Below are 15404 nucleotides of genomic sequence, written 5' to 3' on the forward strand. Positions count from 1 at the left end.
TCAGCCCGCTTTTTTTAGCTGCAGCGGTGAACCCGTCGCCGCGCCGCTGCGTACTACCGCTTCTTGTCACTGCGTCGAGGTATTCATGATAGTCCTGCACCACCTGAACAAATCCCGCTCCCAGCGCATCATCTGGCTGCTCGAAGAGCTGGGCCTGCCCTATGAGATCAAGGCCTACCAGCGCGATGCCGCCACTTTTCTGGCACCGCCCGAGCTCAAGGCCGTCCACCCCCTCGGCAAGTCGCCGGTCATCGAGTTTGACGGCCGGGTGCTGGCAGAATCCGGTGCCATCACCGAATACCTGATCGCCCGCCACGCCCCGGATCGGCTGGCGCCGGCCGCCGACAGTCCGGACTATGCCGAGTACCTGCAGTGGCTCCACTTCGCCGAGAGCTCCGGCATTCTGCCGCTGCTGCTCGACATGTTCGTGCGCAAGGACGGCAGCCCGATGCGCTTCCTGCCGGACTACGCCAAAGCCGAGTGCGCCAAGGTGCTGGGCTATCTCGATGAGGTGCTGGCAAGCCGCCGCTATCTGGTGGCCGATCGCCTCACCGGCGCCGACATCCTGAACTCCTTCCTGGTGGATCTGCTGGCGCAAAGCGGACAGCTGACCCAGTTCCCGCATTTGCAGGCCTACTGGCAGCGCCTCAACACTCATCCGGCCCGCCAGAAGGCGGCGGCGCTGGAGCGCGAGCTGGACCGCAGCGCCGGATAAGTGGCCAAGCGCCCGGCGCCACCATGCAAAACGCCACTATGATCGGGGCGTTTTCTTTTCCGTTGGTCAGCCGGTAAGCAGAGGGCGTGGGAGAGGATCCGCGCCACTATGGTTGCCAGGATGACTTACAGCGCGTGGGAGAGGATCCTGGCTACCTTGTCGGGATCTATGTCCTGCTGCTCCCCGAGCGCGGTCAGGCCGAACAGCTTGAGGTTGGAGCAGATCCCCGGGATGCAGCGCGCATCCAGGCCATAGTCGGCGAGGCGGGTACCCACCCCCATCTGCTGGAAGAACTGCTCGGTGCGGATGATCGCCTCCTCGATGCGCAGCGCCTTGTCCTCGCGGCTGGAGTGCCACACCCGTTCGGCGAACTGGGCCAGCTTCTCCTGCTTCTGGGCCGCTTGTTCGCGCAGCAGGGAGGGCAGCACCACCGCCAGGCTCTGGGCATGATCCAGCCCGTGCAGGGCGGTGAGCTGGTGACCGATGGCGTGGGTGGACCAGTCCTGCGGCACACCGCGACCGATAAGGCCGTTGAGGGCCAGGCTGGCCGCCCACATCAGATTGGCGCGCACCTGGTAGTTGGTGGGCTCCGCCAACGCCCGCGGGCCGTTGTCCACCAACACCTGCAGCAGGCCTTCCGCCAACCGGTCCTGCACCTCGCCCCCCACCGGGAAGGTGAGGTACTGCTCGAGGATGTGGACGAAGGCATCCACCACCCCGTTGCCCACCTGGCGCGGCGGCAGGCTGTAGGTGGTGGTGGGATCCAGCACCGCAAACACCGGCTGCACCAGCGGGTTCATGAAGGAGAGCTTCGCCTCCCCCCGGCTCACCACGGCGGCCGGGTTGCTCTCCGAACCGGTGGCCGGCAGGGTCAGCACGCAGCCGAGCGGCAGCGCCGCCTTGATGGGGGCCTTGTGCAGCAGGATCTCCCAGGGATCGTCCCCCTCGAAGCGGGCCGCGGCGGCCACGAACTTGCTGCCGTCCACCACTGAGCCGCCACCCACCGCCAGCAGGAAGTCGATGCGCTCGCGCTTGACCAGATCCACCGCCTCCATCAGCTGGTCGTACTGGGGATTGGCGCCGATGCCGGGGAACTCCAGCCACTCCCGGCCTGCCAGCGCCTGGGTCAACTGGTCATAGACCCCGTTCTGCTTGATGCTGCCGCCGCCGTAGAGCACCAGCAGGCGGCTGCCGGCCGGGATCAGTTCGGGCAGTTTGGCGATCTGGCCTTCACCGAAACAGACGCGGGTGGGATTGGCATATTGGAAGTTGTACACGGCAGAGCCCTCGGTTGAATGCATGCAGAGGGATTGTGCGCCTGTGGCCCCCACAGGTCAAAGAACGCGGGCACGCCCTCACATTGCACCGCGGATGCGGGTTGCCGGCAGGGCCGCTCATCCACTGTGGTCAGCGGGGGCAAGGGCTTGCCCCCGCTGACCATGGATTGCCGTTCGAGTCATTCCGCTGCTCAGGCGCTCTTGCTCTCTTCCTTGCTGCTCTTCTTGCCGGTGAGGCGGTCCATGGCGTCTTGCAGCATGGCGTCCCGCTGCTCGTTCAACGGCTTGCTCTGCTCCGCCCGCTCCTCGGCGCTCAGCTGCTTGTTGTCGGCAATCGCCTTGAGCTTCTCTTCTATCTCGTTGAACTGCTTGCGATCAAAGCCGAGCGCCTTGTCCACCAGCTGCTGCAGCACGCCCCCCTTGTCGGAACTCATGTCGAGCGCCGGCGGCAGCTTGCTGTTCTTGGCCAGGTGTTCATAGGTCAGCGCCTGCTGGGCCTGGCCGGTTATCCGTTGGGAGGAGAGGTTGACCAGATCTTCCCAACCGCCGCCACCCTGACCGCTGTCGGCGCTGCTGAGGGTCGCGAGGGCGCGATTGTTGGAGGCGCTCTGGGCAAGCTGCTGGCTGTAGGGTTTGATATCCATGGGGGCTCCAGTCTGCATGCCAAACCGGCATGACGAGGTCGCTGATTCGATGGTATGAGGCGCCTGGCCCCATCATTGGCAATAAAACCAGCAAGTTGCAGGCCAACTTGTCAGGGTGAACGAGATCCCCACCGTGGCAAGCCTGCCGCCGGTCACGGACCTGATGTGGCGTCAGAATCATGACTCATCCGCTGCTTTTATCCCGATTTCCGACACATACAACTACCTATAAAACTCCTCGCCACATAAACAGCAGGAACGCCTTGTCGATCACAAAACAAACAACCAGTGAGGCATACAATTTTGGCGCACCATCGGGCAAGCAAGCAGCGTTATGGATGATATGTTTGCGAAATCAAGCAGATGCAGACCTGTCTACCGTCGGATCCCCGACCCAGTCCGGTCACTCCCGGCCGCTTCTCCCGCCCCCTGACGCGCATCCACCGCAACCTTTCGGGCATAACTATGAAAAAACACACCTTGAGTCTTCTCTCCGCCACCCTGCTCACCCTGCTTGGCACCAGTGCCGACGCCTGTACCGGCCTCATCGTCGGCAAGGGCGCCAGTGCCGATGGCAGCGTGATGATCGCCAGAAACGAGGATTTTGGCGTCAACAACTGGAACAAATACCTGGCCTTCCGGCCCGCGCAGCAAAACGAGGGCAAGACCTGGAAACTGGGCAACGGGCTGGAAGTGCCGATGCCCAAAGCCTTCTTGGCCTACTCCGCCATCCGTGACTGGGATGCCGCCGGCAGCGACCCGGACGGCAAGTATTACGAGGAGCGCGGCATCAACGAGGCCAACGTCGCCATCTCGGCCACCACCAGTGCCGAGGTCAACGACAAGGCCCAGAAGGCCGATCCACTGATTGAGAAGGGGGTCATCGAGGCCATCATTCCGACCCTGATCCTGCCGCAGGCCAGGACGGCCAAAGAGGGGGTCGAGCTGCTCGGCCGCTATGTGGAGCAATATGGCGCCGGTGAGGGCAACAGCCTCTATCTGGCGGATGTGAACGAGTCCTGGCTGATGGAGATCGGCTCCGGCCACCACTGGATCGCAGTGCGGGTGCCGGACGACAGCTACGCCATGGTGGCCAACGGCCTGCGCATCCACGGCGTCGATCTCGACGGCGCCGACGTGCTGCACTCGCCCAGACTGCTGGAGTTTGTGCGCGAGCACAAACTGCTGGATAACGCCGACCCGAAAGAGTTCAACTTCGCCAAGGCATTCGGGGTGATTGCCGACCCCTACAACGTGGATCGGGAGTGGCTCGGCCAGAAAATGCTGACGGCCTCTCACAAGCAGCCAACCCGGCAGGCGCAGTACCCGCTCTTCATGAAGCCGGATGCCCCCATCGCCGTGCCGGACGTGGCCAGGTTGCTGAGCGCCACCTATGAGGGTACGCCACTGGCGGGCAAGGCAGAGCGGCCGATCCGCATCGATCGCCAGCTCGAATCCCACGTCATCCAGCTGCGCAAGGAGATGCCCAAAGAGCTGCAGGGGCTCATCTGGCAGAGCTACGGCGTGCTGGCCGAATCCGTGATGGTGCCGCTCTACAACACCCTGGAGTCCTATCCCCTGCCCTACCGCACCGGCAGCGACAGCTACTCCGATGATTCCGCCTACTGGCAGTTCCGCAGCCTGACCGCGCTGGCCAGCGCCGATCCGGACAAATACCTGCCGCTGCTGCGCGGTGTCTGGAGCAAGGAGAGCAGCAAGCTCTACAAGGAGGTGGCTCTGCTCGACCAGAGCCTGAAGCAGGCCTATGCCGGCGACAAGGCCACCGCCATCGGGCTGGCATCCGACTACTCCTATGGCCAGCTGGAGAAGAGCTATCAGATGGCCAAAGAGTTGCGCTACAAGCTGATGACGGATCTCACCAAGCGCACCGAGCAGAAGTATTCGCCGGAGGAGTTCAAGAAGATCATGAGCCTGTAAACAGGCCCCAAAACAGAGAGGCTCCCTTGGGAGCCTCTCTTATTTCATCCGCAGCAGCCATCAGCGACGGCTGATATGAAGCGGGCCGAAGGTCTGCGCCACCGGCATGATCTCAATGCTGTTGATGTTGACGTGAGCCGGCTGCTGGCTGATCCAGAGCACGGTATTGGCGATGTCTTCCGGCTGGATCGCCTGCACGCCCTGATAGACGGTGGCCGCCTTGGCGTCGTCACCGTGGAAGCGCACGTTGGAGAACTCGGTGCCGCCGCACAGACCCGGCTCCACGTTGGTGACACGGATGGCGGTGCCCGCCAGATCGGCGCGCAGGTTGAGGCTGAACTGCTTCACGAACGCCTTGGTGGCGCCGTAGACGTTGCCGCCCGGATAGGGGTAGGTGCCGGCGATGGAGCCGATGTTGATGACGTGACCGCGATTGCGCGTCACCATGCCCGGCAGCAGCAGGCGGGTGAGCAGGGTCAGGCCGCTGATGTTGGTGGCGATCATCTGCTCCCAGTCCTCAAGGTCTGCCTTGTGGGCCGGCTCCAGCCCCAGCGCCAACCCGGCGTTGTTGACCAGCAGATCCACCTCGCGCCACTCGGCCGGCAGCCCGTCGATGGCGGCGCGGGTGGCCGCCTTGTCCTGCACGTCGAACACCAGCGGCAGGAACTGGGCGCCCAGCTCGTCGGCCAGCGCGGCCAGCCGTTCGCCGCGGCGGCCGGTGCCGATCACCTTGTAGCCCGCCTGCACCAGCTGACGGCTGATGGATTCACCAAAACCGGACGAGGCGCCCGTTACCATTGCAATCATCTGAACCTCCATTTCTACAGCGCTATTGTTATTTATCTGTTTGAAATCAATCTGATCTATTCATCGCTCAATTCACGCCCGCTCGCCTTGCGCCAGATGAACACCAGCAGGTGGAGCAGGAACAGGCCCGAGCCCCCCAACGCGAACAGCAGGCCGGTGAGGGCATTGACCGAGGTGTCGGCGCCACACCACCACCAGACCAGCCAGCCGACCAGGCCGATGGCGAAGGTCTGGCCGGCGCAGACTGGGCAGCGCCCCAGCTTGGCCCTGATGGCGGTGGCGAGGCAGTTGTCGCAGCTCATCCCCTCTCCTCTTCTCTCCTCTCTCCGGCCAGCGGCAGCACTAGCCGGTGGGCATGCTGACCGTGGCCATAATAATCCAGCAGCTTCTGCCTTGGCCGAAAACCCAGCCCGCGATAGAGGGCCTGCGCCTCTTCATTGGCATCGCCCACCTCCAGCCGGATCGCCCCCCAGCCGGCCTCTTTGCCCTCCCGGATCACCTGCTCCAGCAGGCGGCGGGCCCAGCCCTGGCGGCGGATAGTCCAGCGGATGGCGAGGGTCTGGATGATCAGCCGATCCCAGCCCCTGTGCTCCAGCAAACAGAGGTAGCCCATCAGCTGCTCCTGCTGGTCCAGCACCAGCAGGGTGCGCCCCTTGGCCTGGGTCAGCAGATAGTGCCAGCGGCTGCGGCCAAAGGCGACTTCGGGGGGAAAACAGTAGCGTTCCAGCTTAACGATGGCGCCCAGATCATCGGTCCGGGCCGCGCGCACGGTCAACACGGGGAATCCTTGTTCGGTTATTTATCTTCATCACCAAAAATGCGACTTGTATCACAAGTTACCAAGGCGGCATATTAGGCACTGTAACCTCTTGTTTCCCCTCGCGCCATTGTCGTGCTTGTCGGTGCATCGAAGCCCACTGGGGATCCTGCCGCTTAAGGCAGTTTCATCTGTGGAGCCGAAAAAATGAGTACCTACGTCATCGTCGAAGAGCTGGGCGACTGGCCTTGCCATGCCGATTATCTGCTGACCGCCCGCACCTACCTGCAACACGGGGTGCCTACCACCGGCGGCCGTCCCCGCATCATCAACCTCTGCCGCAATCTGGAGCACCTCGGTGCCGGCTACTACTGCTCGCTGCTGGCCCAGGCCCGCGGCCACCACTGCCTGCCGGGTTTGCAAGCCATCAGCCAGCTTCAGCCCCAGCAGCCGCCGGCCAAGCTGTGGCGCAAGCTGCAGGGCTGGCTGGCTCAGCAGAGCGAGGATCGGATCCGGGTGCGCGCCATCTTCGGCCAGTGCGAGCAGAGCGAGCTGGCGGGGCTGGCCCGCTACTACTACGGCCTCAGCCAGCTGCCGCTGCAGGAGCTGACCCTCAAGCGTGGCCGTCACGGCTGGTCGGTGCGCCAGCAGCAGAGCCTGTCGCCGCTGGAGCTGAGCCCAAGCGAGCAGACGCTGATGCTGCACCACGCCCAAGCGCTGGTAGGTACAGGTGACGAGGAGCAGGCGGCGCCGCTCTACCAGCTCGCCATCCTGGTCGACCCCAACGACGGTCGTGCCAGCAGCGATGCGCTGGCGCTGGAGCGCTTCATCAAGGCGGCCGCGGCCCAGGGGATCCGGGCCGAGATCCTGGCGCCGTCCGCCATCGAGCGGCTGCCGGAGTTCGACACCCTCTGGCTGCGCTCCGAGACGGCGGTCGGCCACTACACCTTCGAATTTGCCCGCCGCGCCGAGCAGCTCAAGATGCCGGTGATCGACAGCTCCCGCGCCATCCTCGCCTGCAGCAACAAGCTCTACCTCTACGAGCTGATGGTGCGCAGCGGCGTGCCCATGCCCCCCACCATGGTGGTGACCCGCCGCGGCCGCCACCACGTGGACGAACTGGTGCAGCGGCTCGGCCTGCCGCTGATGGTGAAGGTACCCGACGGGGCGCAGGGGCGCGATCTGGCCATGGCCAGCGACGAGCAGCAGCTGGCTCGCCTGCTGGACGAAGGGCTGGGGCGCTCCGCCTTGCTGCTGGTGCAGAGCCGGATCCCCGCCGAGTTTGACTGGCGCATCGGCTTTCTCGACGGCTCGCCGCTGTTTGCCTGCCGCCGCTTCCGCCCCGAACCCGGCAATCGTATCCGCCGCCGCAAACACCCCCTCGACATGAGCCGCATCGAGGCGTTGCCGCTCAACGAGGTGCCGGAGCGGGTGTTGCAGACCGCCCGCCGCGCCGTGCATCAGCTCGGCAACGGCCTGTTCGGGGTCGACCTGCGCCAGCAGGGGCGTGACTGCGTGCTGCTGGAAATCATCGACAATCCCTGGATACGTGGCGATATTGAGGACAGAGAGGCAAAGGACCTCTACGAGCGTCTCGCCCGGGCCTTCCGCCAGCGGCTGGAGAACCGGGGGCAGAGCGCGGCCGGATAACAAGCATCGAGAGCAGAGGTGGATATGATGACGACTGATTGGTGGGACATAGCGCCCCTTGGCTGGGAGAACATCCTGGTCTGTCTGGTGTGCGGCACCCTGGTGGGGCTGGAGCGGCAGCTGCGCGGCAAGCCGGTCGGCATCCGTACCTCCTCGCTCATCATCCTCGGCACCTACTGTTTTCTTGCCATCGGTGCCGCCGTCAGCCCCCAGAGCGCCGATCAGGCGCGGGTGCTAGGCCAGCTCATCACCGGCATCGGCTTTCTCGGCGCCGGGGTGATGATGACCCGGGATGGCCAGGTTCTGGGGGTCACCTCCGCCGCCACCGTCTGGATGCTGGCGGCCCTCGGCGCCCTCATCGGCATGCAGATGCTGCGCCAGGCGCTGCTGCTCACCGGCGTCACTCTCTCCATCCTGGTGGGGGTGGACTACCTGGAGACCAGCTTCAAAGGCCTGCGCCGCGGGGTACACAACCGGCTGGAGAGCTGGCGGCACGGCAACGGCCGGGCCGATCCCCATCAGGACGAGCTCGGCAGCGGCATCGAGAAGTAACGTCCCAATGAACAAGGGCTCCATTAAGGAGCCCTTGTTGTTTACCAGCCTCAGCGCACCAGCAGGAAGCGGCCGGTGAGGGGCGGCAAGTCCACCGTCACGCTGCTGCCACCGATGGCCAGGCGCTCGCCGCTCTGCAGATCCACCAGGGCGCTGCCACTGCGCAACTTGCTGGCCGGCACCGCATAGCTCTGGGGCGTGGTGGAGACGTTGAGCAGGTAGACTACTTGCTCGCCCGCCGTCTGCTTGATGTCACCATAGACGCTGCCCTCGGCCACCAGCTTGACCCGCTCCCCCTGATAGAGGGCGGGGTGGGCGGCGCGCAGAGCCAGCAGCTGGCTGAGCCACTGTTTCAGCTCGCTCTGCTCAGTGTTCGGCACGAAGCCGGTGACACCAGGCACCTTGCCATCGCTGCGGGCCACGTGATCGTCACAGAGCCCCTGGGCGGCGCAGTCGCCCCCCACCTGCTGGGCAAAGCCAGGCACCTCGTCGCCAAACTCCTCGCCGTAGTAGAGGGTGATGGGGCCGGAGCGGGCCGCCAGGAAGCTGAAAGCCGCCTTGTGGCGCTGCCAGTAGTCCGCCGGATTGAAGTTGCCACGCTCCAGCAGATCGCCGAAGCGCACCAGATCGTGATTGCCCAGCATCAGGTTGGGCATGGCGTGGTCCGGGTAGTTCTCCACCTTGTTCCAGCTGGCATCGAGCACGCTGGCCCCCTGCCCGCCCTTGCCGGACTCCTCCACCGCCAGTGCCTGCACCAGGCCGTAGCGCAGCGGGAAGTCGAACGCCGAGGAGAGCGCCGGATTGTCGCTCGGCCCGTACGCCTGGGCGCGGATCTCGTCGGCCCCTTTCCACACTTCCCCGACCATATAGCCGAGGGTGCCCCACTGCTGGCCGGCAGCCTTGCGCACCGCGCTGGCCCGCTCCACCTCGCTGCGAATGGCGCGCCAGTCGTCAAGATCGAGCTGATAGGCCTGATCGAGGCGCCAGCCGTCGATGCCGTACTGCTCGACCCAGTAGCGGGCCACCTCCTTGAAGTAGGCCTGGCTCTCGGGCTGGCTGTAATCCACCAGCTGGCCCGGGTAGCCGGCGCCACCGCTCTTGAGGGCGGGCAGCCGTCCCTCGGGCGAAGGCTTGCTCACCCCCACCTTGTTGACGTGGCCAAACACCCCATCGAGGAAGACGTAGAGACCGCGCTGATGCGCCCCGTCCACCAATTTTTTAAGCTGGGCGTTGCTGCCGAAGTTGGGGTCCACGTTGAAGAAGTCGCAGGCGAAGTAGCCGGTGGCATCCAGTCTGTCGTCCCCGCCTTGCCCGGCGCAAGAGTCGAACACCGGGGTCAGCCAGATGGCATTGACGTTGAGGCTCTTGATGTGATCCAGGCTGTCGATGATCCCCTGCAGATCACCGTTGTGCTGGGAGGGGCCGTAGCCGACGCCGTAGTTGCCGCTGCCGTCGCCGTCGACGAACGACTCCACCATCACCTGATAGGTGCGCAGGTTGCAGGCCGGCTGGTCATTGCCGTAGCAGGCACGGCTGGCGGTGGCCGGCGGCGGGTTGGTAACCGGGGGCTGGGGCTCGCTGGAACCGCTCCCGCCTCCGCTGCCGCAAGCCGTCAGTAACAGGGCGGCCCCGATGAGGCCGCCACGACGCAACGTTCCTTGTTTCATTGTTATGTTCCCGCTGTGGTGGTATCGACGCCCAAAGCGCCGCACTGGGGCCATGATAGCGGCCCAGCCCGCACGGGTCTGTGACTGAAAACGTTACCTGATTCAGCCGGTTACCTAATCCCCGCTCAGAGCACGCCGGCCGAGGCGAAGCGGTAGCTGAGGGAGAGCCAGTAGGCACGGCCCGGCTCCGGGATGCGCCCTACCTGCTCGTAGCCCAGCCCGGCCTGACTGGCGTGCACCGACTTGGAGAGGTGCTCGTAGTAAAAGGTGTCGAACAGGTTGTCCACCCCGGCCGACAGCTGCCAGCCCGGGTGGAACTGCCAGGCGGCGCTCAGGTTCATGGTGAAGAAGCCCGGGGTCTCCCCTTGATCCTGACCGGCTACGGTGCCGGAACCCACATCCACCCGATCCTGGGTGGCCACGGCGCGGCCCAGCAGGGTCAGGTTCCACACCTCGGCTGGCTGCCAGCCCAGCGCCAGCTTGCCATCGAGGGGCGGCATCTGGGCCAGCGGCTTGTTGTCACTGCGGTTTTCGCCGTAGACCACCGCCAGGCCGCCATCGAGACGCCACTGCTCGGCAAACTGCCAACGCCCCTCCAGCTCACCGCCGCGGGTCTGGGCGTCGATGTTGCGCACCTTGTTCGACTTGTTGTTGTAGAGCAGATAGTCCTGAATGTCGGCGCTGAACAGGGAGAGGGTCAGGTCCAGATCGCGGCTGCGCAGGGCCAGCCCCGCATCCCACTGGCGGCTGCGCTCCGGGTTGAGGGTGAAGGGCACGCTGTCCTTGCTGCGCTCCCAGTAGTCCGGCGCCCGCTTGGCCTGACCCCAGGCCAGATAGCTCGACCAGGCCGGCGACCACTGGTATTCGTAGCGGCCAAAGCCGCTGTCCAGGGTCAGGGTATCGCTGTAGAGGGTCTGATCCCCCGCGCCGTAACGGGTGGTCTCGACCCTGTCCTGCCGGTAGCCCCCCTTGTAGCTGTGGGCCCCCTGCTGGCGGCCCAGCTCGGCAAAGCCCCCCTGCTGCTCGAAGCGCAGGGTGCGCTGACGCGGCTGGCTGGCGTAATCCACCCCGCTGCGGGCCCTGTGCTGATCCCGGTTGGCATCGATGCCGGCGGTCAGCAGCCAGTCGGCCGGCAGGGCGATGTCGTTGGCCCAGCGCCCGCCGGTGTTGCGCCGGTCCGGGTTGGAGAGCATCTTCATGCCGCTGTTCGGGCGCAGGCTGAAGTTGTCCATGATGTGGTCGATGTCGTTGTCCCACAGGGTCAGCTCGCTGCGCTGCCAGTGGGTGGTGATCTGCTCCTGCCTGAGCTTGAGGCCGAAAGACTCCCGATCGAACATGGGGCCGTCCATGGTGCGATCCGCATAGGCGGCGCGGGCGTTGCTGCGCTCGGCGGTGAGTTCGAGCCAGGTGTGCTCGCTGGGCGTCCAGCCAAGCTGGGCGGTGCCGTTCTCGCGCCGGTAGAAGGAACGCACCTTGTCGCCGTGGCCGTCGCGATAGTCATCGCTGTCGGAGTGGGTGAACTGGCCGCGCAGATAGCCCTGCGGTGCCCCCACGGTGGCATCCAGCATCTGGTCGTCGCGCCCGAAGCTGCCATAGAGCGCCGACGCCTCGGCCTTGACGCCGGGGGCGGTGAACTCGGGCCTGTCCCGCTCAAACAGCACGGTCCCCGCCAGCGTGGCCCCCTGCTCGAGGGATTGCGGTCCCTTCAGCACCCGGATCCGGTCGAAGGACTGGGGAAAGACGTAGGCGGTGGGTGGATCCATCCGGCCGCCGCAGCCGCCGGCCAGCATGCCGCCATCCATCTGCACGTTGAGGCGGGACATGCCCATCCCCCGCAGCACGGGATCGCCGCCCAGGCCCCCCTTGCGCACCATGCTCATGCCGGTGACGTTCTTGAGGTAACCGGCGCCGTCGGCCGCCGGCATGGGGGAGCCCGGTTTCTTGGGATCCAGGGTCACCTCCAGGGTGCTGGCGGGGCGACTGGCGACCACCACCATGGGTTCCAGTTGCTGAACCGGCTCTTGGCCGGCGGCGCCGTGACAGGCGAGACCACCCACCAGCAGGGCCAGCGGGGTGCGCATATGACAAGCCATACTCTTTCCTTATCTCTCTGTTTATTTTGTTGTTTTAATTCCAACTGCCAAACCATTCAGCTGCTGGAAGGTTTGCCGTCAGGCTGCAAAAAAGGCCTGCGGCACGGTGGCGGCAAGCCCTGAGAAGCGAAACCAGGCTAGGGTTGGCAAAATGTTGCGCAGGTTTTACCCAAAATGGGTGAGGAAGGCAAACGCTCAAACATTCCCGTTACAGGAATCTTGTGATGGCTCACAAAAACAGGGAGTTAGCTGAAGGCCTCCCGCTCGTCGATGGGCTTGATCAGGTGATAGACCTCATGAGCCGACAGAGTACAGCCTGCGGGCCACTCCAGCTGATGGTGACGATTGATGAAGACCCGGGCGAAGCGCCGCTCCGAATCCAGCGCCGCAAACAGCGGCTGGGTGCGCCAGGGGGCGAGATCCAGCGCCCCCGTGGTACCGTCCGAGAGCACCACGAACAGGCTCCACCCCTGCAAATATTCCACATCGATAAAGACCGGCATCCCTTCGGCTCCGATTGAGAAAAATCGGCGCCATTATAGATAAGCCCCCGCCCTCGCTTTGCAGGCAGGCTCACAGTTTTTCCAGTCGTTTCTGCTGTCTGCAACCCTTGTCCGCCATCACAGAAAAATCATAAAACGTGCCAAAAGTTGCGCTTTCGCACGCTCCCGACGCAACCTTTGCCCGCCACCACTGTCATAACCCTGCAATATAAAAACAATGCGCCCGTGGACGGGTGCAAACAGGCTTGTAGGAACAACAATGACCACTATCAGACGATGGCTGGGACCGTTTTGGCCCATCGCCGTTTTTTCATTGATCGCGCTCGTCTCTCTCTCCATCAGCCGGCTCGCGCTCGGCCTCTGGCAACTGGAGCGGGTCGACGCCGTCGCCGGCTGGCAGGAGATGCTGCAGCAGGGCGTGCGGGTCGACTTCGCCACCCTCTGCTGGCTGTGGGGCGTGCCCGCCGTGTTCACCCTGCTGCTGGCCGGCCCCCATGCCGTGGGCCGTGCCTGGCTGCAGTTCATCCGGGTCTGGCTGACCCTGGGGCTCTGGCTGCTGCTCTTCCTGGAGATCTCCACCCCCTCCTTTGTGACCGAGTACGGGGTGCGGCCCAACCGCCTCTACGTGGAGTACCTCATCTATCCCAAAGAGGTGTTCGCCATGCTGTGGGCCGGCCGCAAGGGCGAGCTGCTGCTGGCGCTGGTGTTCAGTTGCGCCGTGCTGGCGGGCGGCTGGTGGCTGAGCGGCCGTCTTTTGCGCGGCATCAGCTTCCCGCGCTGGTATCTGCGTCCGGCGTTTGCCCTGCTGATCCTGGCCATCGGTTTTCTCGGTGCCCGCTCCAGCCTGGGCCACCGCGCCCTCAACCCGGCCATGGTGGCATTTGCCAGCGATCCCCTGGTCAATGCGCTCACCGTCAACTCCTCCTACTCCCTCTTCTTCGCCATCAAGCAGATGCGGGCCGAGGAGGATGCCAGCCAGTTCTACGGTGAGCTGCCCCGCCAGCGCATCCTGGACCTGGTACGCCAGGAGAGCGGCCGCGAATCCCATGAGTTCAGCTCCGACACCCTGCCCAGCCAGACCTTCAACGAGGCCAGCTACGGCGGCAAGCCGAAGAATCTGGTGATCCTGCTGCAGGAGAGCCTGGGCGCCCAGTTCGTCGGCTCCCTCGGCGGCCTGCCGCTCACCCCCAACATCGATGCCTTGTCGAAAGAAGGTTGGGCGTTCGAGCAGCTCTACGCCACCGGCACCCGTTCGGTGCGCGGCATCGAGGCGGTGCTGACCGGCTTCACACCAACCCCGGCCCAGGCCGTGGTCAAGCTTGGCAAGAGCCAGACCAACTTCTTCACCATCGCCGATCTGCTCAAGCAGCGGGGCTACGACACCAGCTTCATCTACGGCGGCGAGAGCCACTTCGACAACATGCGCAGCTTCTTCCTCGGCAACGGCTTCACCACCATAGTCGAGCAGAAGGACTTCAAGAACCCGGTGTTCGAGGGCTCCTGGGGCGCCTCTGACGAAGATCTGATGGCCAAGGCCGACCAGACCTTCCAGGCCCTGCACAAACAGGGCAAGCCCTTCTTCAGCCTGGTGTTCAGCTCGAGCAACCACGATCCGTTCGAGTTTCCCGACGATCGCATCGCCCTCTATGAGCAGCCCAAGCAGACCCGCAACAACGCCGCCAAGTATGCGGACTACGCCATCGGCGAGTTCTTCAAGAAGGCGAAGCAGTCGGACTACTGGCAGGACACCCTGTTCCTGGTCATCGCCGATCACGACAGCCGGGTCAGCGGCGCCAGCCTGGTGCCCATCCCCCGCTTCCACATTCCGGGCGTCATCGTGGGTGACGGCATAGCGCCGAGACAGGATCCCCGCATTGTCAGCCAGATCGACATGGCACCGACCCTGCTCTCCCTAATGGGGATCAGCGCCGACTACCCCATGCTCGGCAAGGATCTGACCCGCATGCCCGCCGACTGGCCGGGCCGCGCCATCATGCAGTACGACAAGAACTTCGCCCTGATGCGCGGCAAGGACGTGGTGATCCTGCAACCGGAACGAGCGCCGGAAGGCTTCATCTATGAGGATGCGACAGAGACACTCACCCCGGCGCCGCAGCCGGCCACCATGAAGGATGCGGCCCTCGGCCTCGCGCTCTGGGGCAGCCTCGCCTATCAGCAGGGGCTCTACCGGACGGCGCCGGACACCCGCACCGTGCTGAACTGAGCGCCATAAAACAAAACCCGCCGATTGGCGGGTTTTTTGTTGGGGTCAAACGGGGAATCAGGTGTTGAGGAAGCAGGGCAGCGAGCGGCTGAACTTGTGCTCGAACACCAGCGAGGTCTCGAGGTGCACTACCTCCTCGCGGGAGGTGAAGTGATCGAACACGAAGTTGCGCAGGTGTTCGGTGTCAGAGACGCACAGATGCACCAGGAAGTCATCCTTGCCCCCCATGTGGAACAGGCTGATCACCTCGGGCAGCGCCAGGATGGCATCGCGAAACGCATCGATGATCTGGCGGCTGTGGCGGGCCAGCTGCAGCGACACCATGGCCTGGATGTGACCGCCGAGGGCCTGGTAATCCACCTCGCAGTGGGCGCCCTTGAGCACCCCATCCTGCTGCAGCTTGCGCACCCGCTCCAGACAGGTGGACGGTGCCACCCCGACCAGCGCGGCCAGATCCTTGTTGGTCATGCCCGCATCGCGAAACAGATGGGCCAGGATATCCAAATCCAGTTGATCCAGGTTTCTCATCTTTACTCCTTGAACCGCTCAATTTTTTAGACTCTGCCCGTAAACCGGG

14 protein-coding genes are annotated in these 15404 nt (G+C 64.6%); 5 read left to right on the plus strand and 9 right to left on the minus strand.

Going from position 1 to position 15404, the window contains the following annotated elements; genetic code table 11:
- The first annotated feature begins 85 nt into the window (after positions 1 to 85).
- Complete coding sequence (locus tag AB5Y98_RS14235) at positions 86 to 715, plus strand: glutathione S-transferase family protein (RefSeq protein WP_206866316.1); 630 nt, start codon at positions 86 to 88, stop codon at positions 713 to 715.
- Positions 716 to 840: 125 nt separating this feature from the next.
- Here the strand turns inward: AB5Y98_RS14235 and AB5Y98_RS14240 are convergent, their stop codons facing one another.
- The gene (locus AB5Y98_RS14240) at positions 841 to 2016 is read right to left on the minus strand and encodes an iron-containing alcohol dehydrogenase (RefSeq protein ID WP_082038613.1); all 1176 of its coding nucleotides are present in this window, start codon (positions 2014 to 2016) and stop codon (positions 841 to 843) included.
- Between the two features lie 167 nt (positions 2017 to 2183).
- Entirely contained in the window at positions 2184 to 2636 is a 453-nt protein-coding gene (locus tag AB5Y98_RS14245) for a hypothetical protein (protein WP_005308316.1), read from the minus strand.
- Between the two features lie 465 nt (positions 2637 to 3101).
- Here AB5Y98_RS14245 and AB5Y98_RS14250 point away from each other — a divergent pair, with 465 nt between their 5' ends.
- Positions 3102 to 4574, plus strand: coding sequence for a C69 family dipeptidase (locus AB5Y98_RS14250; RefSeq protein ID WP_368232133.1), 1473 nt, complete (start codon positions 3102 to 3104; stop codon positions 4572 to 4574).
- A gap of 60 nt (positions 4575 to 4634) precedes the next feature.
- Here the strand turns inward: AB5Y98_RS14250 and AB5Y98_RS14255 are convergent, their stop codons facing one another.
- From AB5Y98_RS14255 to AB5Y98_RS14265, 3 genes are read right to left on the minus strand one after another with little or no spacing between them, the layout of a single operon-like run.
- Positions 4635 to 5381 carry an SDR family oxidoreductase gene (locus tag AB5Y98_RS14255; protein ID WP_025202295.1) on the minus strand — a complete coding sequence of 249 codons (747 nt, stop codon included), beginning with the start codon at positions 5379 to 5381 and terminating at the stop codon, positions 4635 to 4637.
- A 56-nt stretch (positions 5382 to 5437) separates the two neighbouring features.
- Entirely contained in the window at positions 5438 to 5683 is a 246-nt protein-coding gene (locus AB5Y98_RS14260; RefSeq protein ID WP_005308310.1) for a DUF3624 domain-containing protein, read from the minus strand.
- On the minus strand, positions 5680 to 6159 hold the full coding sequence (locus tag AB5Y98_RS14265) for an N-acetyltransferase (protein ID WP_024942143.1): 480 nt from the start codon (positions 6157 to 6159) through the stop codon (positions 5680 to 5682). The genes AB5Y98_RS14260 and AB5Y98_RS14265 overlap by 4 nt, the downstream gene beginning before the upstream one ends.
- A 186-nt stretch (positions 6160 to 6345) precedes the next feature.
- Here AB5Y98_RS14265 and AB5Y98_RS14270 point away from each other — a divergent pair, with 186 nt between their 5' ends.
- Both AB5Y98_RS14270 and AB5Y98_RS14275 read left to right on the plus strand, forming a co-directional pair.
- The gene (locus tag AB5Y98_RS14270) at positions 6346 to 7788 is read left to right on the plus strand and encodes a RimK family protein (RefSeq protein WP_368232134.1); all 1443 of its coding nucleotides are present in this window, start codon (positions 6346 to 6348) and stop codon (positions 7786 to 7788) included.
- Positions 7789 to 7812: 24 nt separating this feature from the next.
- Positions 7813 to 8340, plus strand: a complete 528-nt coding sequence (locus AB5Y98_RS14275) for an MgtC/SapB family protein (protein ID WP_368232135.1) — start codon at positions 7813 to 7815, stop codon at positions 8338 to 8340.
- A 50-nt stretch (positions 8341 to 8390) separates the two neighbouring features.
- Here the strand turns inward: AB5Y98_RS14275 and AB5Y98_RS14280 are convergent, their stop codons facing one another.
- The 3 genes from AB5Y98_RS14280 to AB5Y98_RS14290 form a co-directional block, all read right to left on the minus strand.
- On the minus strand, positions 8391 to 10007 hold the full coding sequence (locus AB5Y98_RS14280) for an alpha-amylase family glycosyl hydrolase (RefSeq protein WP_368232136.1): 1617 nt from the start codon (positions 10005 to 10007) through the stop codon (positions 8391 to 8393).
- Between the two features lie 125 nt (positions 10008 to 10132).
- Positions 10133 to 12100, minus strand: a complete 1968-nt coding sequence (locus tag AB5Y98_RS14285) for a TonB-dependent copper receptor (RefSeq protein ID WP_368232137.1) — start codon at positions 12098 to 12100, stop codon at positions 10133 to 10135.
- A gap of 245 nt (positions 12101 to 12345) precedes the next feature.
- Positions 12346 to 12603 (minus strand): DUF2442 domain-containing protein, encoded by a 258-nt coding sequence (locus AB5Y98_RS14290; protein WP_010635292.1) that lies wholly within the window; start codon positions 12601 to 12603, stop codon positions 12346 to 12348.
- Between the two features lie 259 nt (positions 12604 to 12862).
- Between AB5Y98_RS14290 and AB5Y98_RS14295 the strand changes: the two genes are divergently transcribed.
- Positions 12863 to 14827, plus strand: a complete 1965-nt coding sequence (locus AB5Y98_RS14295; protein ID WP_368232138.1) for an LTA synthase family protein — start codon at positions 12863 to 12865, stop codon at positions 14825 to 14827.
- Between the two features lie 57 nt (positions 14828 to 14884).
- Here the strand turns inward: AB5Y98_RS14295 and AB5Y98_RS14300 are convergent, their stop codons facing one another.
- The gene (locus AB5Y98_RS14300; RefSeq protein WP_005308292.1) at positions 14885 to 15355 is read right to left on the minus strand and encodes an Lrp/AsnC family transcriptional regulator; all 471 of its coding nucleotides are present in this window, start codon (positions 15353 to 15355) and stop codon (positions 14885 to 14887) included.
- Between the last annotated feature and the right edge of the window lie 49 nt (positions 15356 to 15404).

The organism is Aeromonas sp. s3 (assembly GCF_040907805.1).
Lineage (GTDB): Bacteria > Pseudomonadota > Gammaproteobacteria > Enterobacterales > Aeromonadaceae > Aeromonas > Aeromonas dhakensis.

Coding starts and splice junctions, on each gene's coding strand:
- AB5Y98_RS14235 (WP_206866316.1), top strand. CDS start 86: ATGATAGTCCTGCACCACCTGAACAAATCCCGCTCCCAGCGCATCATC.
- AB5Y98_RS14240 (WP_082038613.1), bottom strand. CDS start 2,016: ATGCATTCAACCGAGGGCTCTGCCGTGTACAACTTCCAATATGCCAAT.
- AB5Y98_RS14245 (WP_005308316.1), bottom strand. CDS start 2,636: ATGGATATCAAACCCTACAGCCAGCAGCTTGCCCAGAGCGCCTCCAAC.
- AB5Y98_RS14250 (WP_368232133.1), top strand. CDS start 3,102: ATGAAAAAACACACCTTGAGTCTTCTCTCCGCCACCCTGCTCACCCTG.
- AB5Y98_RS14255 (WP_025202295.1), bottom strand. CDS start 5,381: ATGATTGCAATGGTAACGGGCGCCTCGTCCGGTTTTGGTGAATCCATC.
- AB5Y98_RS14260 (WP_005308310.1), bottom strand. CDS start 5,683: ATGAGCTGCGACAACTGCCTCGCCACCGCCATCAGGGCCAAGCTGGGG.
- AB5Y98_RS14270 (WP_368232134.1), top strand. CDS start 6,346: ATGAGTACCTACGTCATCGTCGAAGAGCTGGGCGACTGGCCTTGCCAT.
- AB5Y98_RS14275 (WP_368232135.1), top strand. CDS start 7,813: ATGATGACGACTGATTGGTGGGACATAGCGCCCCTTGGCTGGGAGAAC.
- AB5Y98_RS14280 (WP_368232136.1), bottom strand. CDS start 10,007: ATGAAACAAGGAACGTTGCGTCGTGGCGGCCTCATCGGGGCCGCCCTG.
- AB5Y98_RS14285 (WP_368232137.1), bottom strand. CDS start 12,100: ATGGCTTGTCATATGCGCACCCCGCTGGCCCTGCTGGTGGGTGGTCTC.
- AB5Y98_RS14290 (WP_010635292.1), bottom strand. CDS start 12,603: ATGCCGGTCTTTATCGATGTGGAATATTTGCAGGGGTGGAGCCTGTTC.
- AB5Y98_RS14295 (WP_368232138.1), top strand. CDS start 12,863: ATGACCACTATCAGACGATGGCTGGGACCGTTTTGGCCCATCGCCGTT.
- AB5Y98_RS14300 (WP_005308292.1), bottom strand. CDS start 15,355: ATGAGAAACCTGGATCAACTGGATTTGGATATCCTGGCCCATCTGTTT.